16 protein-coding genes and 1 pseudogene are annotated in these 19,628 nt (G+C 68.2%); 4 read left to right on the top strand and 13 right to left on the bottom strand.

Annotation, left to right across the window (positions count from 1 at the left end; translation table 11 throughout):
* Positions 1-349: 349 nt before the first annotated feature.
* Positions 350-1,417, top strand: a complete 1,068-nt coding sequence (locus tag MAY35_RS08465; protein WP_238420674.1) for an alpha/beta hydrolase — start codon at positions 350-352, stop codon at positions 1,415-1,417.
* A 284-nt stretch (positions 1,418-1,701) separates the two neighbouring features.
* Here the strand turns inward: MAY35_RS08465 and MAY35_RS08460 are convergent, their stop codons facing one another.
* The 13 genes from MAY35_RS08460 to MAY35_RS08400 form a co-directional block, all read right to left on the bottom strand.
* Positions 1,702-3,114 (bottom strand): carotenoid oxygenase family protein, encoded by a 1,413-nt coding sequence (locus MAY35_RS08460; protein WP_238420672.1) that lies wholly within the window; start codon positions 3,112-3,114, stop codon positions 1,702-1,704.
* 86 nt (positions 3,115-3,200) lie between these two features.
* Positions 3,201-3,824, bottom strand: a complete 624-nt coding sequence (locus MAY35_RS08455; protein ID WP_238420670.1) for a hypothetical protein — start codon at positions 3,822-3,824, stop codon at positions 3,201-3,203.
* Between the two features lie 312 nt (positions 3,825-4,136).
* Positions 4,137-4,793, bottom strand: coding sequence for a hypothetical protein (locus MAY35_RS08450; protein ID WP_238420668.1), 657 nt, complete (start codon positions 4,791-4,793; stop codon positions 4,137-4,139).
* A 135-nt stretch (positions 4,794-4,928) separates the two neighbouring features.
* A complete protein-coding gene (locus tag MAY35_RS08445) occupies positions 4,929-7,688 on the bottom strand; it encodes a LuxR C-terminal-related transcriptional regulator (RefSeq protein WP_238420665.1) in 2,760 nt (919 codons plus the stop codon).
* A complete protein-coding gene (locus MAY35_RS08440) occupies positions 7,685-9,844 on the bottom strand; it encodes a DUF2254 family protein (protein ID WP_238420663.1) in 2,160 nt (719 codons plus the stop codon). The genes MAY35_RS08445 and MAY35_RS08440 overlap by 4 nt, the downstream gene beginning before the upstream one ends.
* 109 nt (positions 9,845-9,953) lie before the next feature.
* A complete protein-coding gene (locus MAY35_RS08435; protein ID WP_238420662.1) occupies positions 9,954-10,973 on the bottom strand; it encodes a GGDEF domain-containing protein in 1,020 nt (339 codons plus the stop codon).
* 108 nt (positions 10,974-11,081) lie between these two features.
* Complete coding sequence (locus tag MAY35_RS08430; RefSeq protein WP_064569927.1) at positions 11,082-11,606, bottom strand: flavin reductase family protein; 525 nt, start codon at positions 11,604-11,606, stop codon at positions 11,082-11,084.
* A gap of 9 nt (positions 11,607-11,615) precedes the next feature.
* Entirely contained in the window at positions 11,616-11,963 is a 348-nt protein-coding gene (locus tag MAY35_RS08425) for a cupin domain-containing protein (protein ID WP_238420659.1), read from the bottom strand.
* 11 nt (positions 11,964-11,974) lie between these two features.
* Entirely contained in the window at positions 11,975-13,429 is a 1,455-nt protein-coding gene (locus MAY35_RS08420; protein ID WP_238420657.1) for a 4-hydroxyphenylacetate 3-hydroxylase family protein, read from the bottom strand.
* A 2-nt stretch (positions 13,430-13,431) separates the two neighbouring features.
* The gene (locus MAY35_RS08415; protein WP_238420655.1) at positions 13,432-14,115 is read right to left on the bottom strand and encodes a DUF2848 family protein; all 684 of its coding nucleotides are present in this window, start codon (positions 14,113-14,115) and stop codon (positions 13,432-13,434) included.
* A complete protein-coding gene (locus MAY35_RS08410) occupies positions 14,112-14,924 on the bottom strand; it encodes a carbon-nitrogen family hydrolase (protein ID WP_238420653.1) in 813 nt (270 codons plus the stop codon). Before MAY35_RS08410 ends, MAY35_RS08415 begins: the two co-directional genes overlap by 4 nt.
* Positions 14,925-14,945: 21 nt before the next feature.
* The gene (locus MAY35_RS08405) at positions 14,946-15,590 is read right to left on the bottom strand and encodes a GntR family transcriptional regulator (protein ID WP_101821854.1); all 645 of its coding nucleotides are present in this window, start codon (positions 15,588-15,590) and stop codon (positions 14,946-14,948) included.
* Positions 15,591-15,612: 22 nt separating this feature from the next.
* Entirely contained in the window at positions 15,613-17,043 is a 1,431-nt protein-coding gene (locus MAY35_RS08400) for an MFS transporter (RefSeq protein WP_238420651.1), read from the bottom strand.
* A 353-nt stretch (positions 17,044-17,396) separates the two neighbouring features.
* Here MAY35_RS08400 and MAY35_RS08395 point away from each other — a divergent pair, with 353 nt between their 5' ends.
* The 3 genes and pseudogenes from MAY35_RS08395 to MAY35_RS23360 form a co-directional block, all read left to right on the top strand.
* Positions 17,397-18,035 carry a response regulator transcription factor gene (locus MAY35_RS08395; RefSeq protein ID WP_238420649.1) on the top strand — a complete coding sequence of 213 codons (639 nt, stop codon included), beginning with the start codon at positions 17,397-17,399 and terminating at the stop codon, positions 18,033-18,035.
* Between the two features lie 8 nt (positions 18,036-18,043).
* Positions 18,044-19,330 carry a sensor histidine kinase gene (locus MAY35_RS08390; protein ID WP_238420647.1) on the top strand — a complete coding sequence of 429 codons (1,287 nt, stop codon included), beginning with the start codon at positions 18,044-18,046 and terminating at the stop codon, positions 19,328-19,330.
* Positions 19,331-19,419: 89 nt separating this feature from the next.
* A pseudogene (locus MAY35_RS23360) lies at positions 19,420-19,628 on the top strand (hypothetical protein); the annotation flags it as partial.

The following is a 19,628-nucleotide window of genomic DNA, read 5'->3' as shown; positions in this document are numbered from 1 at the left end:
GCCGTTGCTGACGGTCCCTCCGGGTCGCATCGTCGGGACCCGGACCACCCTGCTCATCGCAGCTGAAACGCGCAGCACGCCAGGCCGCCCGCAGACGGCCGTATGAGCATTGTGAGACATTTTTCCACGCGGAGGGCCCACTATCGAAATCCGGCTACCACAATGACACCGCCGGTGCACGTCAGAGCGGGATCCGGGCGATTCGACGACCCTCACACAGCACGTAAATCGGTGTGAGACACGACCCGTGTGGAAAAACGGGAAGCGGCCTCGCGCACGACCCGGGCAACTCGGACGACCAGGACGTCGATCACCCGCGCCGGGCTCCCCGTTGCTCTACCGTCGAGTGATGAGCGTCACTGTTCCGACCGGAGGGTCTGCTCCTGCGCCCACCGGGGCCCGCGACGAGGATCATCCCTTCGGCCGACTCGGCGTCGACCCGCACGGTTCGAGGCGTTCCCGGGCGGTGAACGCCTACCTCGCCCGGGTCACCTGGCCCATGATGGCCGCAGCCGGAGTGAGCCACCCCCGGGTGACAGCGCAGATGATCCGACGCACCCGCCCGCGCTTGAATCAGACCATCGAGCGGCTCAGCCCGGCGCCGGCGAACACCGTCGTCACGGTCGTCCGGCAACGATTCGACGGACGCCAGATACGCGGCGAGTGGGTGACCGGCCGGCGAGCGCAGCCCCCGCGTCCGGGGTCGCCCATCATCTACTACCTGCACGGCAGCGGATATGTCGTGTGTTCACCGGGAACCCACCGGGGCCTCGTCGGCCGGCTCGGCAATCAGACCGGCCTGCCCGCATTCAGCCTCGACTACCGCCTCGGGCCCGAACACGCCTGGCCCTGTGCGGGCGACGACGCGATCCGCGGTTACCGATGGCTCCTGTCGCAGGGCTACCGCGCCGAGGACATCGTCGTGGCGGGTGACTCCGCGGGCGGGCACCTCGCTCTCGACCTGATCGCCGACAACCATGCGACGGGAACGCCGCAGCCGACGTCGATGGTGCTGTTCTCCCCGCTCTACGACCCGACTTTCGATCTGGCCGTGCGCAATCAGCGCAGCGGGGTGCGGGACCCGATCATCAATGCGGTGTCGGCGCGGAAGATCTTGCGGCTCTACACCCGTGACGCCGATCCCGACCATCCGCGCATGCGCATCCGTCTGACGCCGGACATGTCACTGCCCACAACACTCATCCAGTACGGCGCCCTCGAGGTCATGGGGGCAGACGCCCGCGCCACCCACGACGAGATCGTCGGCGCCGGAGGGGTGTCGGTGATCCAGGCCTGGCCCGATCAAGGGCACGTCTTCCAGCTGATGCCCCGCTTGTCGCCGGAGGCGCGCCAGGCGGTCGCGACGGCCGCCCGGTTCATCACGGTCACCGCTCCGGCACCATCTCCGGCTCCCTGAGGTGCGACGAAGTCCCGATCCCTGAGGCGCGAGGAGCGAAAACGGCCGAAGTCCCGATCCCTGAGGTGCGAGGAGCGAAAGCGGCCGAAGTCCCGATCCCTGAGGCGCGAGGAGCGAAAGCGGCCGAAGTCCCGATCCCTGAGGTGCGAGGAGCGAAAGCGACGAGCCTCGAAGGGCTCCGCACCGAACCCTTCGAGGCTCGCTCCGCTCGCACCTCAGGGAGCAGAGTGGCGCCGCTCCGCTCGCACCTCAGGGAGCAGAGCGTCGCTCCTGCGGGGCCACCGTCAGGAGGGGTCCGCGAGCCAGGCTCCGTGTAGCCCCGCGGGCACGCGGATGGGCAGGTCCACGGTGGCGACCGGGCCTGCGGTCGGATCGTCGGCGGCCAGAAGGTAGAAGTACGAACGCATGTCGGCCGGGTCGGTGCCGATGGCGCCCCAGTGGTCGCGGTCGGCACCCGGGATGTAGATGGGCTCACCGATCGCGGTGCCGGGGCTCCAGAACGTCTCCGTGCCGGCACCGAGGTCGTAGAACCACAGGCTGTCGGCGTCGCCGGTGTCGTGCGGCCCCTTGGCGACCGTGGCGACCCGACGATGGTCGCGGGTGAGCAGACGGTCGTCGACGCGCGGGAACTCCATGTTGAAGGCGTTGTCGCTCAGCGTGTTCCGATTGATCTTGCCGTCGGGACGGATGATGGCGCGGGTCAGTGCCGACGTGGCCGGGCGCGGTTCGTCGGCGAAACCACCGGGGTAACTCCACTCGACGTAGTCGACGATGACGCCGTCCTCGGGGTTCGGGCCGTCGAAGGCGTTGGCGAAGTGCCACACCCAGAACGGATCGGTCTGCACCCAACGCACGGGCCCGCCGTCGCGCGGGATGAGCGCGATGCGGGTGCCGGTCTCGGGCCGCCAGGTCAGCAATGACCCACCGGTCATCGCGGCTTCGAGGTCGAAGATCAACGGGCACACGAAGAGTACGACGTATCGGCTCGTCAGGGCCATGTCGTGGATCATCACCGATTCGTCGACGCCGTCGACCGGCGTGGGCCCGGAGATGGTGTGTCCGTCGGCCGCGACCGTGGACCAGGTGAGGTACGGCGCTTCGAGGCTGTAATTGAACAGCACCATCTCGCCGGTCGCCGGGTCGATCTTCGGGTGGGCGGTACTGCCCACCCGCATCGCGCCGTCGCAGTCCGTCTTCGCCAGCGTCGCCAGGGTCGCCGGATCGAGGAGGTAGGGCTGATCGGATTCGGCCATCGCCATGAGCCGTCCGCCGTGGCGCACGATGTTGATGTCGGGCAGTTCTCGGAAGGTGCCGGCGAGTTCGGGTCCCACCTCGTCGGCCGACGGCGTGTAGCCATCGGTGATTCCGGACCAGATGGCGTGTCCGGCAGCTTCTTCGGCGAGGACCATCGGAGTGCGGACGAATCGGTTCGAGTAACTGACCCGGCCGTCGGCGATGCTGATCCGGTGGACCATGCCGTCCCCGTCGAGGGGGTAGACGAAGGAGCCGATGGGGTCGAAGCGGGGATTGGGCCCGTTGCGTAGGTAGCTGCCGTTGAGGTCGGTGGGGATCTCGCCGCGAACGGTGAGATCGGCGACGTCGACCTCTTCGCGCTGCGGGGCGAAGACCCCGGTCAGATGGCTGTGATGGGTGAGTTCCACCGGTGCGGGCGGGGTGGGAGGCGTGGTGGTGGTCATGACTGGTTCCTCCAAGATGACTGGGTGGCGAAATGACTGGGTGGCGGGGTGACCGGGTGACGGGGCTGTGTCAGAGGCGGGCGTCGTCAGCCGGCGTTCTGCTGTGCGGGTTGCGCGGACGCGTCGGGAGCGTCGCCGGCGATGGCCTTGGTGCGCTTGACGGCGAAGATGATGAGGGCGATGGGGACGACCCAGTTCAGCAGGATGTTGCCGGGATGGTTGCCCGCCACCGACGCCGAGGATGCGAGGACACCGGCGATGAGATGCGCGCATCCCATGAGAGCGATCGCTCCTGCCCACAGCAGGCTGATCTTGCGGTTCTTCTCGCGGAACACCGGTGTGTGCCAGAAGGCCGGGTCGACGGTCTCCCGTGCGTACTGTTCGGTGAACGGGACGGTGAATGCGGAGATCGCCATGACCGCCGCGAGGACGAAGGCCGATCCCCCGCGCCCGAAGAACACCAGCGCCTCGTCGACCTGGTGGTCGCCGATCATCCCGATGACGGCGATGATGCCGAACAGGATCACCCCGGCGACGTCGATGATCTTCCAGCCGCCCTTGGTCCGGACGGTTTCGTAGATGGTGACGGCCAGGGCCAGGGCGCATGCCGCGAGCGCGGCCAGCGTCACATGGTCGGCGCCGAGTCGCTCGGCGGCCCAGGCGAACACGAACCAGGGGGCGAGTCCCAGGATCATCGACTTGGCGTTCACGGTTATCTCCTCTGATGGTCGCAGTCGCGGCACGGTGCCGTCGGCCGGCGTGAATCAACTGTGCGCCGCGCCGATGTCGCGATCATCCGCGTCATGACGGAGATTTCGCTGCCATTCGGGAGGATCAGGGCAGGTCTGACGTGCTCAGAGGGCTCCGACGGTATCCGCCGGGAGAAAAGGCGCCGCCGACCTGCCAGGTCGGGGGTTTGGCAGGTCGGCGACTACTCGGGTTATCGGTTGCTTTCCGGGGAGCGTTACGCGCGGCGGCCCGGCCCAGGTCGCGACAGCTGGTGGCGTTACATCGGACTCGGGTCACCAACCGAGCGAGTGCGCCAGATCGATGATCTCCCGATCGATTCGCGGGTGATCGGCCTGCTCCTCTTCCCACCGATCCGCCATCCCCGCCACGGTGTACAAGGCGGCGATCAGCGGGTCGACGGAGTCGGGGAATCGCGGGGCGGCCGGCGTCGACCCCCAGATGCGGCCTCCGACAGCCGGGTGGACGAACCCGTCGCCGATTCTCGCTGCCCACAGACGACTGTAGAGTCGCAGTCCCGCAGCGCGCGGACCGTCGCCGCGGTCGCCACCGAGCTTGATGTACAGCTCATCGCGCAGTTGGGTCTCGGCAGCCGACAACGACCCTGACGAGTGGTCTGCGCTCGCTGAATCGGCACGACGCCACCGTGACACCACGTCGCCGACACGGTCGACGATCTCCGGCGGAACCAGTGGCACCGGACGGGTCATCGAGGTGGGGTCGCCTCGATGAGCAGCGCGATACCGGAAACACGCCCCAGAGAACGAATCCGGGCTCGCTTCACCCACCACCCAGGAGGTGGCCTCGAAGATGAAGTTGTCGAACTGGTCCCGACGGACGGGCGCACGCCGGCGCATCGCGTCGGCAGCACCCGCCTCAACGCGATACAGCAGCCGCTCTACAACTCGACCCTCGACATCCAGGATGTACACCGCGATCACGGTACCGACACCGGCCGTAGGCCCCGACCGATCACAGCGAGAGAGGACCGGCGAACATCCCGGACGATCGGGCTCGGGTGGCGCGTGACCGTCCGCCCATCACCGCGCGGCCCACGTGAGGCCCCATCACACCGGATCGCGGCCCGCTCCCGCGCGGCGGCTGACGACGAACGCGGCCAGTTCGACGCGGGTCCGCACGCCGAGTTTCGCCAGGGCGTGTGAGACGTGGGTCTGGACCGTGCGGGTCGAGATGTAGAGGCGGTCGGCGATCTCCGACCCGGTCATGCCGGCGGCCACGAGTTCGGCGACGGTCGTCTCGGTCTTGGTCAGGCTCTCCCACCCGTGTACCGGCCGGTCACGGACCGCGGGGTCGATCCGAACACCCAGCGGGCGGAGTCGAGTCGCGATGCGGGCGGAGCTCGTCGTCGCTCCCATGCTCTGGTTCAGACGCAAGGCCTCTCGAGCCAGTTCGCGAGCCCGGGCGCGGTTCCCCGTGATAGCCGCCGCGCGCGCCGCCTCCTCCCACAGACAGGCCTCGGAATGGCGGTCGCCGATCGCCTGCATGGCCTCGACGTGTTCGGTGGCGGCGGCCGAGATCGTCGCCGGATCGTCGCCGTGGAGTTCGACGCGGCACATCGCCTGGGCCACGGCGACGAGTCCCCGAGCGGGTGCGGCGGGCGATCCGGGGAGGTCGTCCAGACCCTCCTCGACACTGCTGAGCAATTCGCGATCGCCGGCGCGGACGCCGATCCGTGCGTAACCCAGCGAGACGGTGGGCAGCCAGCCATAGAGATGAAAGCGGCGGCCGTGGTCCCACGCCGTCGTCGCCGATGTAGCTGCCGCGCGCAGTTTCCGGTTCGCCTCCAACAGGAGCGAGCGGGCGTGCAGGGGCACGGGGAAGCCGAACTGGTCCGGCAGACCGCCCTTCTCCCACGAGTTCAGGCGCGTCGATGCGGAGGCGAGGTCTCCGCGCAGGACGTCGATCATCGCCCGGCCACCGACCGCCATCGACTTCCAGCCCATGTCGCCGGAGTCGGCGCGTTCCAGGCCGGCGTCGAAGGACGCGGCGGCATCGTCGAGCTCGCCGAGCCCCAGTGCGATTCCGCCCCGGATGAATTCGTGGTACGCGGTCATCCAGTCGGTGCCGCGGCTGGCGCGTAGGCGGGTGGCGCCGGTGAGCAGGTCGGCCGCCGCGGCCGGGCCGTGCGCGTACTGGCCGATCAACGACGGCCAGATCTCGGCGGACGACGTGGACAACGTCCCGGCCTCGGCCTCCTGCGCATCGCGGCGAGAAGCCATCAGGGCGAGCCGAAGTCCTTCGTCGACCTCACCGCGCACGAAGCGTCGGAGCGCTTCGGCGATGAGGCCCGCCACCGTGTGACTGCCGAGGTCGTCCGTCGCGTCCAGGAACGGTGAACTCGGCGCGGGGTTGCGACCGTCGAGGATGCCGACATAGCGCCGGAGGTCGGTGAGGGCGGTCACCACGTCATCGCCCACTGGCAGTTGCAGGGTCTCGTCGATCAGGTGCCGGACCCGGTCGGTGTCCCCGCGAGCGGTGAGCGCGAACAGCAGAACCCGATGCAGCGCCGCGACATCGGCGATCTCGGTCGCAGCAGCCAGCCCCTCCTCCGCGACCTGCGAGGCACGGTTCAGCTGACCGGTGCGCGCGAGTGCGCCGGCCAGCGCGACGTGGACACCGGCGGCGGGCCGGCCGGTACGTTCGGACAGCGTCTCGAGGAGTTCGGCGGCCACCGACGGGGTGTTGGCGAGTTCGCTCTCGGCACGACGCACCGCCGCGAGCATCGCGCCCTCATCGGTCCCCGAGGCGATCCGGTGATGCGCCACCGACTGCGAGTTGTGCCGCGTGCTCGGATGGCTCGCCATCGCATCATGCAGAACCGAGCGCAGCATCGGGTTCACCTGTTCGTAGGTGACATCGGCGTACAGATCGTGGGTGAACCGCAGCGCACCGGTGTCATCGGTCGTCACGATCCCCGCGTCGATGGTCGACTGCGCGGCGCCCACCAGCGATGCGGGCGGGACCGCGTCGACCGCGGCCAGCTGAGCCAGGGTTGCCGGCCCACCCCACACCGCGAGCTTCTGGACGAGTTCTCGCGCACGGCCGTCCAGGAGCGCCAGGTGCTCGGCGATCGCGTCCCGGAGGCCCTGGGGCACACCTGGTTGCGCGGTGTCCTCGACGGATACGCGACCGTTCTCGACGCGCAGGCCGCCGGACCGTTGCAGACCCCTCACCACCGAGATCACGTGCATGGGATTGCCACCGGATGCCATGAGTAGCCCGGTCAACCGATCGTCGGGAACGGCGCCGGTGAACTCGGCGGCCAGCCGACGCACCTCGTCGTCGTCCAGTGGCGGAAGGGACCATTCGCCGACGTCGACCCGTGCGACAAGCCGATGCAACAGGTCACGTTCGGGCAGTGGCCGCCGGCCCACGAGCAGTACCAGAGGCAGAACGCGGGTTGCGCCGACCAACCGCGTCAGCAACTCCAGCGTCGCCGCGTCGGCGTGATGGGCATCGTCGACGACGAGGACGAGCGGACCCGTGGCGCACAGGTCGTCCACCCGGGTGTACAGCTGATCCTCGTACCCATCCGGAACCGGGACGGGGAGTTCTACGCCGAGTAGTGCGGCCGCGACAGCAAACGGTTGCCGCCAGGACAGTTCGTCGGCCCGGGCCTGCCGCACGACTCCCTCTGCCGCATCGACCAACTCGTGCAGGGTGTGGGTCTTGCCCGCGCCCGGTCCGGCGGTGATCACACAGGTCGCAAGGCGACTCGAACGCGGATCGCGCTGCGCGGATACGACGGCGTCGCGTAGTTGTCCGACGACCGCGCGGCGACCGGTGGACCGCGTGGCCACCTTCACCGACCGAACTCCGACCCGTAACCCTGGCGATCGGCCGCACCGGCGAGCTTCCGGTCGAGATCGTCCGACCAGTCACGGGCACCCTGGGCGTCGAGGACAGTCAACCGTTCGATGATCGGCACACGTTGCGCGACAGTACAATCAGCGAGAATCGATGTGAAGAGCGCGCGCAGGCGGCGCTGCACCTGCACCTGTCCCGAACTGTGCCTGCGGATCTCGTCGGTCCCGATCGCGACGTGGTCGGCCCAGCTCCGTTCGGTGCCGCGCACCAGGGCGCCCGAGCCGAAGTGCTCGCCGGCCAGTCTCGGCGCCAGCAGCAGCAGCAGATCCTCGGTGTGGTCGAGCGCCTGCACCACGACACTCGGATCGTTGTTCCCCATCGACATCGCCTTGAGGGCGATGTCCGAGATCGCCTGCAGGGCTGCGGCGGGACTCACCGAGGGCTGGTGGGTGTCGCCGAACAACAGACAACCGAGCACGCGGCGCGTGTCCACGTGGGCCGGATCGCCGACGATCTCGATCACCGGATGGTCATGTGGCACATGATCGCCGACCGCCACCAGCACGTCGATCCGGATGTTCCACGCCGCGGCGTGCCGTCGTAACCGGTCCCGGTTGACCGCCAGCAGTATCCGCCCCCTGGTCGAGATCTCCCCCAGGCGGATCACGGTCCGGACGGTGTCTTCGACGCACTCGGCGGCATCGACGATGGACTCGTTCTCGACCTCGGGTGACGGTGCCGTGCCCGTGACGGCATGTTGTTCGTGCGGGAGCGGCATCTGTCGCAGCACCGCCGAGCGGCCGTCGTCGGCGATCCACTGCAGCAGTCGCGACGTGTTCAGGATGGTGCCGACCTTGCCGACGAGCGCGATGAACAGGTAAGCGCTGATCGTGGTGAGCAGGAAGGCGATCGCCGTCGAGAGCCCGGGCGTCGGTTGATCGGGTCCACCGACCGAGAGATCGATCGCGATCATCACGCTGTAGACGAATGTCGCCAGGAAGAATCCGGTGGACCAACGCATCACCGGCTCCTGCTGCAGCATGGGGATCACCCGTACCGAGATCGACGAGGCACCGAACTGCATCGCCAAGGTGACCGCGGTGAACACCAGACCGGTCAGGGTTGCCATCGAGCCGGCGATGACGCTGAGCAGCGTCGCCAATGTGCCCGGATCGACCTCGAACTCGAGCACCTCGTCCACGCTCACGGTCACCAGTGCGGCGACGATCGCCAGCGTGACCAGCGCGACCGGAAGGCGCCAGATCGGCACCGAGCGCAGGGCGCGGCGCGTGCGCCGCCAGCGGATCGCCGTCGCCAGCGCTCCCGGCACCCGCTCGGTGACCACCGCCACCGGGGCGGACACCGGCACCACAGAGACCGGTTCGGGGGTGTCGGGCACACCGAACCGCCCGGCGACCGCCTCTTGGACGACGATCTTCCACCGCATGAGCGGCTCGCGATACCGCCTCTCCCGTTGGATCGCCCGCGCGATGGTGCGCGGCCGCGTCTTGTATCGCCAGCGCGCCCAGGGTGATCGCGGCCGCGCCAGACGAACGGCACCGAACCACAGCAGGACCGGGATGAACATCCCGACGAGACCCGTCCACACCTTGCCTTTGAGGAGGGTGACCACCGCGAGGATCACATTGAGGACGACGATGCCCGCAGCCACCATCCGGGCGACGAGACCGGTCTCGTTCCGGATCTCCCCGACGATCTCGAACGCACTGAACGGTTGCAGCCCCACCAGGAACAGCAGGCCGATGGCGATCGCGACGAACACCGCGTCGATCGACGCCCGGCCCTCCTCGGACCAATAGACGTCCCGCAGATGGAGGATGAGGGCGAACTCGTCGAGTACCAGGGCGGCGCCGATGCCGAACAACGTGGCGAGGACACAGTCCATCACCGGGGTACGCAATGGATCCACCGCGACGAACCCGAAGCCCGACAACAACATCAGCATCATCCCGAAGAACACGTGATGCACATGCACCCCGCCGGGGGTCACATTGCCGGGCCACCAGCTGACCTCCGCACGGATCATCCGGACGCTGAACCGGATGAAGAGGAAGGTCAGGACGAACGCGAGGAGTAGGAAGAACAGCGGCAGACGGCCGGTCTCGATGATCCTCTCATCGAACCACCGCGTCATGCCCCGACCCTAGCGGGACTTCGGTGCGCACTCGCGGTCAATGACGACCATCGTCCCGCAACCGGGGCTCACCGGGCAGTCCCGTGCGCCCGGCTCGTCAATCCGCCCGTCACCGCGGACGGGGTTCGTCTGTCTGCCCCGGCGGCTCGGGCCGGGCGCGCTTCTCCGAGAGAAGCCGGGTGTGGGCTTGAGCGTGCAACGCCGTGATGTCGGCCGCTGCCGCCGGGGCGGTCGCCGCACCCAGCGAGGTGCCCGGCAACCGCGCACGCAGTTCGGCGATCAGCGCTGCCGCCTGGCCGGGAGAGCCGGCGTCGTCGTGGATCAGGCAGACGCCGAACTCGTCGTCACCCAGTCGTGCCATCACGGTGTCGTCGGGCAGCAGGTCGACGCAGCTCCGAGCCTGCTGCGCCAAGAGCTGCTCGCCGGCCGGGCGACCGCCCGCCCCACCGGTGGGCGACGCGCCGTCCACCTCGGCGTGTTCCACGTCGAGTGCGACCACCGTGACCGCCGTCGTCGACCTGCGGCGACCGTCGAGGACCCCACTGGTGACGAGTTCCCATCCGGCACGGTTGAACACGCCGGTCACCGGGTCGGTGCACACCGCGGTCAGAAGTGTCCGCGTCAACAGCCCGAACGACTCGGCGGCCGCCGGGATCGCGACGGCGACGACGATGTAGGTGCTGAGGTACTTCGGGGCGGGCGCCGCGGCGAGCGCGACGACGCACGCCGCGGTCAGCAGCCCGACCAGGAGCCACGCCTGCCGTCGCGGATGGGTCGCGCGCAGGTACATGGCCAGGAACATCGCGGCGACCATGCAGAGGAACTCGGCACTGGTCAGCTCGTGGAACGCCATCACCGCCGGGGTGGCCGCACACGCCGCGAGCACGGCGGGGAACGGACGCTGCGGGCGCGCCGACAACCACATCAGGGCCGCGACGCCCAGTGCGATCGCGACGAACCCCCCGGTCGGGTCGGACAGGGTCGCCGAATCGTCCACCGGGAACAGCGTCAGTGCCACCCCGATCGCGTACAGCAGCGTGGTCACCAACAGGTAGACCCGCAGCACGTGCAACGGTGACCGCGGGAGCGGTCCGCCCAACGCCCCCAGGTGCACATCCGGTCGATACATCCCCCACTCCGATCCTCGATCTCGGTTCCCCGAGTCGAGGTTGCCAAATGACGCTGTCTCGCGCGACCGGCGGTGGTATCCGGAGTGGCGTCGGAGGGTTGTTCCGGCTCAGAACAGCCAGGGCACCTCGTCGTGACCGAAGTCGCGGAAGTCGCCGAACCGGCCGGAGTAGAACACCAGGCCGGTGCCGTCGCGCCACCGCAGCTCGGACACGTCGCCGTAGAAGACCCGGTGGTCACCGACGTCGTGCGCGCTGTGCACCGTGCATTCCAGGTGCGCGAGTGCATCGGCGACCACCGGCAGTCCGCAGGCGGTGCGGTCACATGGCAGTCCCTCGAAGCGTGCGCCGCCACGGGTCGCGAAGCGCCGGGCGACCGCCTCCTGCCGGGACGACAGGATCGACACCGCGAACCGCCCGCCGGCCTCCACCGCGTCCGTGGTCCGGGATCCGTGGGTCAGTGACACCAGGATGATCGCGGGGTCGAGACTGATCGACGTCAGCGAGCTGATGGTCATGCCGCACGGTTCGCCGTCGGAGTCCTCGGCGCTGACGACCGCGACACCGGTGGTGAACCTCCCCATGCTGCGTCGCATGTCGGAGGGAGTGGGACGAGAGAAGGCCGGCAGGGTCATGATCGTCTCCTATGCGCTGCGGTAGCGGACCTCGAAGGTGAGCACACCCTCGTCGGTACGCCACGGGCCGTGCGGCATTCCCGGTGGGCGGCAGGCGTACTCACCGGCCGAGAACGTCTGGTCCAGGGTCAGATCGACGAACGAACCCTCGAGGATGTAGACCTCCTCCCAGAAGTCGTGCTTCTGCACGCCCATCGGGCTGGAGTCGGCGCCCGCCTCGTAGCGGAGGATGCGGGTGGCGACGTTGCCGTCCGGGTCGCGCGACAGGATGCGTTCGGTGATCTTGGGATCGCCGCCGGGACACACGGTGTATTGCACATCGGTGACCGGGAAGAACTCGTATTCGGGTTTGGCCATGATGGCTCCTCTCAGGCGTCTTCGAGCTTGTAGGACTGCAGGAAGCCTGCAACGTCCTCGAGCGCGTCGTCGTAGGCGTAATTGCGGTAGGTGTAAGCACCTTTCACGACGAAAGGCGCTCCGGCGTAGAACATCTCGTACTGCTGGTGTCGGCCGGCGAACTCGGAACCGACGATGTCCCAGGCCAGCTTGAACAGCTTGATCCGCTCTTCGGACGGCACTCCCGGCGACTGCACGTAGTGCTGGATGTCCTTGGCGGTCAGCGAGCTCGTGAGGTCGTGCACGCTCGAGGGCAGCTGCAGCACGCCACCGCCGACCAGATCGCGGAGGATGGCGAGCACGCGCGGATAGGTCTCCGACTGCAGACCCATCGACCCGTAGAGGGCCTGCCGACCCGGCAGCCATTGCCCGGAGGCATCCGGTTCCGCGGTGTATTCCGCCGCCAGCACTGCGGATTCGACGCCGGACACGACGGCGGCGAGTTCGCCGAGCTTCTCCTGGACGCTGGGGATCTTGTCCACGCCGTTGACCTGGGTCACCCGGCGCGCCACGCCGGCGATGAACTTCAGCTTGGTGGCGAAGCGGATCTGCGCCTGCCAGTTGCCGAGAACGTGTGCTCCGGTCTCGAAGAACTGGCGGCGCACGCCGACGATGTCGCGGTCGACGAACACCCGATCCCAGGGCACCAGCACGTCGTCGAACACCACCAGGGCGTCGGGCTCGTCGTACCGTGAGGTCAGCGGGTAGTCGAAGCTGCTGGTCGCGGCGGGCGCATAGGGACGGCGGCAGTACAGCTTCAGGCCCTCGGCCGCCACCGGGACCACGAACGAGACGGCGAAGTCACTGTCGTCCGGGCCGAGCGGTTTGATACACGAGACGAACACCTCGTCGGCGATGGCGGCGCCGGTGGCGAGCATCTGCGACCCGCGCACGATGATCCCCTCATCGGTCTCGCGCACGACACCGGCCTGGAGGAACTCGCCCTCCCAGCCCGACGCCGTGGTCGCCCGCGAGACCTGCGGCGGGATGATCGCATAGGAGACATACAGATTCTCCTCCAGCAACCGACGATGGAATGCCGTGACGTTCGCCGACAGGTCGCGGCCCTCGCCGGTGAACACCTCGGGATGGGCGGCGAAGGATGCGAGGAAGGTTCCGACGTGGTCAGGGCTGCGTCCGACCCACCCATGGGTGTGCCGGGCCCACGTCTCGATGGCTTCGCGACGGAGTCTGAGTTCCTCACGACTGCGAGGGATTCCGAAGGTGCGATTGGCAGGGGCACCGGTCTCCGGCGCCGTGTACTGCATCCCGTGCTCGGGATCGGCGGCCAGATCGAACATCTCGGCGATGGTCGCCGCGACCGGCGCGAACGCCGGGTGGGTGGTGACGTCGTCGACCTGCTGCCCGTCGACGAGCACCACGCGCCCGTCGTTCAGGGAGGCCAGGTAGTCGGTTCCGGTACGCATCATCATCGTCCTTCCGGATCTGAGGTGTAGGAGTGGGTGAGGACGGTCCCGTCCGGCAGGGTGAGTTCGAGGTCCCAGCGGGTGCCGTAGACGAAGGTGCCGTCGAGCAGGGGCAGCGTGCCCGCGAAGCAGAGCAGGTCGGCGCCGTCGTCGCCCTCGCGTTCGCCGAGGATGCCGAGCAGGTTCTGCGGCGTCCGCAGTCCCGCCAGCGAGCCGTCTTGATAGAGGCGACCGTCGACCCAGCTCCGGGCATGGCATGCGTCCCAGTCGAACTCGTCCCAGGACGTGATCTCGGCGATCTGCGAACCGATGGGCTTGGGGCAAGCGCGTTTCGAGTCACCGATGTCCACGGTCTCGAGTTTCCGGTCGGTGTGGTCGGAGCCGATCCCGAGGTACCAGCGTCCTTTCCGGCGCAGCAGCACCGGCTCCACCTCGCCCGAGGTCTCACGACCGTGGACCTCGGTGACCTCGTCGCTGGTGACGCTACCGGGCTCGACGGGATAGAACATGGGGACCTCGGGCGGCGGGGCCACCCCGATCGCCGCGAGCTCGTCGATGTGGTGTCGCACTGCGGCTTCGTCGCGACCGGTGTACCCCGCGACGAGTGTGCGGAGGGTGTCGAAGTCGACCTGCTCGGCGGTGCCGGCGATCGTGAACCTGAGCACCCGGGTGTCGGTGCCGGTCATGAGTGGACCTTTCTACGGGACAGAACGGAGTAATCGGGCAGCCGATCGCCGAGAACCGGGAACTCCGACCGCACGGCGGAGACGAGCGCGGGGTCGATCTCGGCGACGGTGACCCCTTCGTCCGAACCGGCCTCGGCGACAACCGATCCCCACGGGTCGACGATGCGGCTGTGGCCCGCCAGTTCGACCCCCGCGTGGGTACCGGCGGCGTTGCATGCGATGACGAACACCTGGTTGTCGACGGCGCGTGCGGAGGTCAGCAACCGCCAGTGCTCCCGCCGCGCCATCGGCCAGGCTGCCGGTACGATCACCAATTGCGCTCCGGCGAGGCCGATCTCGGACCAGAGCCCGGGAAAGCGGAGGTCGTAACAGGTGGTCGCGGCGACCGGGCCGAAGGCTGTGTCCACGGCGTGGACCTGCTCGCCCGGTTCCAGCAGCCGGGCCTCCTGCGACTGATATCCGAACACGTGCACCTTGCTGTAGTGGTGCACGACGGTACCGTCCGGCCCGAGCAGTACGGCGGTGTTGCGCAGGCGGTTCGAACCACGATCCTCGACGATGCTGCCCGCGTGGACGAGACAGCTCCGTCGACGTGCGATGGCCGCCATGGTCGACACCGTGGGCCCGTACAGGTCCTCGGCCGAGGCCGGATAGTCGTCGAAGTGGTTGTAACCGACCCGCCACAGCTCCGGTAGGACGATGAGGTCGATGTCGTCGGGCAGGCCGTCGACGAGCGTGCGCACGCGGTCGAGACGATGTGCGGCGGTCTCGTCGTCGGGACTGGCCACCTGGACCAGTGCGATCTTCATGAAGGTCTCCTCGGTACAGATCTAGAGATGGGAGTGGCGCAGGGAGTCGTGCGTGGTCCGAAGGTGCTCGCGCACACTGCGAACCGCCGCGTCGACGTCTCCTGCCCGGATGGCGTCCGCGATCGCCCGGTGCTCGACCAGCACCTGCTTCTTGCGGTGCTCGTCGTTCATGACGATGCGGACACCCATGCGCATCTGGCGATCGCGCAGTGAGTTGTAGAAGTCACCCATGAGGCTGTTGCCGGCCGCTCGGATGATCGTCGTGTGGAATTCGAGGTCGTGCGCGATGAAGTCGACGGGGTCCTGGTCGTCTTCCTGCTGTTGCAGGAGGAGGGCCAGTTTGTCCGGGACGAGTCCCGGCCGCGGTGCCACCTCGTGCACCGACCACTCCTCGACGACACGTCGCGCCTGCATGACCTCGTCGACATCGCGATCCGACAGCGCCGGGATGTAGGCACCCTTGTGTGGGACGCGGCGGATGAAACCCTCCGCCTCGAGCCGCATCAGGGCCTCCCGGACCGGGGTGCGCGAGATTCCCGACGACGCCGCGACCTGAGCCTCGGACAGAAACATCTCCTCGTCACGCGGGAGCGTGATGATGGTCTGCTTCAGCCATTCGTAGGCGAGTTCGGGCGCGGTTGTCGTGCCGGAGCGCGATGTCGACATGATGTGGTCTCCTCTCAGAGCGTCACGGAGCAACGGCGGTGGACGGCTGCTGCTTCGTTCCGGTCGTGGTCGTTTCGGCTGCGGCGGTGCGATCCTCGTCGGGTTCGTGATCGAGCCCCGCGTCGTCCCTCGTGGTGCCGACCGTCGCCAGGTCGACCGACTGTGTCTCGCGGGCGATGATGGCGGCGATCAGCGAGATGACGCCCATGACTGCGAGGTACGCGCCGATGGCGTAGCCGGTGTCGAACCAGTTGTAGAGCGCGATCGCGATGATCGGGGCCAGCGAACCGGCGAGCACCGAGGCCAGGTTGTAGGCCAGGGAGACACCCGAATAGCGGACCTCGGTCGGGAACAGCTCGGAGAAGAACGCCCCGATCACCGCACTGTAGGCCGCGAAGATCAGCAGACCGACGGAGACGGCGACGATGATCGCCAGGGTGTTCTTGGTGTCGAGCAGCCCGAAGAAGACGAAGGCCCACACGATCGTCGCCAGGGAGGCCGAGATGTAGATGGGGCGCCTGCCGATCCGGTCGGCCAGGATGGCGAACAACGGAATCGTCACCAGGGCCACCACCATTCCGATCATCACGGCGTTGAGCCCGGTCGATCGGTCGAGGTCGAGGATCTGGGTCAGATAGGTGATGACGAACAGCGAGAAGATGTAGAAGCCGGCGTTCTCACCGAAACGGGTGAACGCTGCCAGCAGAATCTGACGCCAGTACCCACGCACGGCAGCCCCCAGGGGCATGCGGCGGGTCTCCGACTTCGCCTTCTGCTGCGACTTCTCGAAGAGCGGGGTCTCGGCGACGTAGAGGCGCAGCACGAGCCCGACGATCACCATCACGGCCGAGAGCGCGAACGCGATCCGCCAGCCCCAGGACAGGAACGCTTCCTCCGACATCACCCCGGACAGGATCGCGAGCGCACCAGCGGCCATGAGATTTCCCAGTGGCGGACCGAGATTGGGCCAGGACGACCAGAACGCCCGACGTGTCGAGTCACCGTGCTCGCTGACCAGGAGCACTGCACCACCCCATTCGCCGCCGAGCGCGAACCCCTGGACCAGGCGCAGGAAGACCAGCAGCAGCGGCGCGCCGACACCGATGGCGGCGTAGGACGGCAGGAACGCGATCAGGAAGGTCGAGACACCCATGAGCATGAGGCTCGCGATGAGGGTGGCGCGCCGGCCTTTGACGTCGCCATAGTGGCCGAGCACCGCGGCGCCCAGCGGTCGGGCGATGAAGCCCACAGCGTAGGTGGCGAAAGCCAGCATGGTGCCGACGAGCGGGTCGTCGGCGGGGAAGAAGACCTCGTTGAACACCAGCGCGGCGGCGGTGCCGTAGAGGAAGAAGTCGTACCACTCCACGGCGGTTCCGGCGAGGCTGGAACCGGCGATCACCGGAAGGCTGGTGTGGGATCTACGACTGCTAGATTTCGTGGTGGCAGTTGCCATATGTCGACTCCTCAGTCGAATCGTCGTTGCGTGACGACTGCGCGACCGGCGCCTACCTGCCAGTAGGCGAACGTCCGGACGTGCAGGTGGAGCTGTCCGGCTCGGTGGTTGTTCCTGCAACCACCGAGCCACCCCGAGACCATTGATCACCGTGTGAAGCGGACCACATCAAGGCCGTACACCAGTTGTATACGACCCGTACACGATCGGGCAAGGGGTGTAAACGAATTGTCACGGAAGGCAACCTGGCGGTAACGCGGCCGCGGCGAATGCCCAGGCCGCGCGCTTCGTTTCGGGGACGTGTGCGGGCCGATACGGTCGGTTCGAGCCGCACCGGGACATATCCTGACCCGATGAACAGCCTCGTCACCGTGGTGGTCGTCGACGATCACCCGTTCTTCCGCGACGGAGTGTCGCGCGGTCTCACCGCAAGCGGCCGGGTGCGCGTCGTCGGCGAGGCAGGCGACGGCGCCGCGGGTCTCGAGTTGATCAAAAGCGAGAAGCCCGACGTGGCGGTCGTCGACCATCAGATGCCGCTCATGACCGGCGTGGAGGTGGCCCACGCCGTCACCCGCGACCAACTGCCCACCCGGGTGCTGCTGCTCTCCGCGGTCACCGACGGGCCCATCGTCTTCCGTGCCCTGCAGGAGGGTGCCGCCGGTTATCTGTCGAAGGACGCCGACCGCGACGAGATCGTCGGCGCGGTGACGCGCGTGGCGCGCGGGGAGACCGTGGTGCCACCCGAGCTCGCGGCCGGTCTCGCCGGCGAGATCCGGGCACAGACCCAGCGCGACACCCCCGCGCTCAGCGAGCGAGAACGCCAGGTTCTCACGGGTTTCGCTCGCGGACAATCGATCCCGCAGGTGGCCGCCGAGTTGTACATCGGGGCGTCGACCGTCAAGACGCACACCCAACGGCTCTACGAGAAACTCGGTGTCTCCGACCGCGCCGCCGCCGTGGCGGAGGCGATGCGTCGGGGACTCCTCGAATAGGCCGGGCCATGCGCACTCGCTCCGACATCGGCGGCGCGGCAGGACATCTGGGCTTCCCCGAGTTCGCCGACGAACCACGCATCCACGACATCCTGATCGACCACGCCATTCGCGGCATCCGGGTCCAGGTGGTCCTCCGGCTGTTCTTGTCGCTGTTCGTACTCCTCGCCGTGAGTCTCGATCCACCTGCGCATGCCGCCGCGTTCAGCGTGGTGACCGCGGTGCTCTACGCCGTCTGGTGCATCGGCGGAGCAGTTGTCGTCGTCCGACACCCGGCGACGATGGCGCGCTGTGCATGGGTCGCCCTGCCCGTCGATCTCCTACTGCTCACCGCACTCGCCGTGGTGGCCAGCCAGTCCGACGAGATCAGTTGGACCACAGATGTTTTGATCAGCGGGTTCGTCCTGGTCCCGATGATCGCGGCGATCGCACTGCAACCGACTGTCTGCGCTGTCGTGGTCGTCGCCACCGCGCTGGTGTACGCGGTGTCCAGCGCCCTCGCCCGGTCGTCGAACGGTGAGCCGTGGTCGGTCGTCGTATTGCGGATTCTCGTCGTCACCGCGCTGGCGGTCGGCGCGATCCTGTTGTCGAGGCTGCAGCGCTCCCGCGTCACGACCATCGGATCGCTTGCCGCCGAACGGGCCCGGTTGCTCGACGCGACGATGGAGATCGAGGAACGGGAGCGGCGCGATCTCGCCGACAATCTGCACGACGGTGCGCTGCAGTACGTTCTCGCCGCCCGGCAGGAGCTGGCCACGCTCCGTGACTCGGCAGACCCGGTGACCCTGGACCGCGTGGACGGCGCCTTGCGTGACGCGGCGCAGCTGCTGCGGTCGACGTTGAGCGAGTTGCATCCCGCGGTCCTCGAACAGGCCGGGCTCTCGGTGGCGCTGACCGATCTCGCATCATCGTTCGGCAGCCGTGCCGGCGCACCCACGGTCTCCGTCGACACCGCGGGGTGGCCTCCTGAACTCCGCACCTCGGCCGATCCGCTGATCTTCGCCACCGCCCGTGAACTGCTGACCAACGTCGCCAAGCATGCGGCAGCCGAGAGCGTCGAGGTCACCGCGGAGTTCGACGCCGGACGTGCGCGGCTCGTCGTGGTCGACGACGGTGTCGGACTGCCCGCCGACGTCGACGTCGAGGAGCTGATGCGGCAGCGACAGGCCAAGGGCCACATCGGTCTTGCCTCGCGACGAGTGCGAATCGAGGGGGCCGGCGGCACGATGTCGCTGTCCGATCACCCCAACGGCGGGACCGTCGCCATCGTGGAGGTACCCGCCCGCGAACTGTGAGCGGGTGTCCCCCGATCGGTGGATGCACCATTCACCCCCACCATCACCCGGTCAGCGGAAACCACCACACCCACATCCCGAGGAAAGTCATTGGTGTCACCACAACAACCCCACACCACCGGGAGCACACCATGAAGACCACCACCCGCATCGCCACCGCCACCCTCGGACTCGCCGCCGCAGCCGGCATCGCCCTCGGCGCCGCAGGCACCGCCCACGCCGGCACCCTCCCCGTCACCCGCCCCGGCGAACCCACCGTCGCCATGACCATCACCAACCACACCGACAAGCCCGAATA

It is taken from the genome of Gordonia sp. 'Campus', assembly GCF_022206305.1.
In the GTDB taxonomy this organism is placed as follows: domain Bacteria; phylum Actinomycetota; class Actinomycetes; order Mycobacteriales; family Mycobacteriaceae; genus Gordonia.
This window is presented reverse-complemented; position numbering and strand designations above follow the sequence as displayed.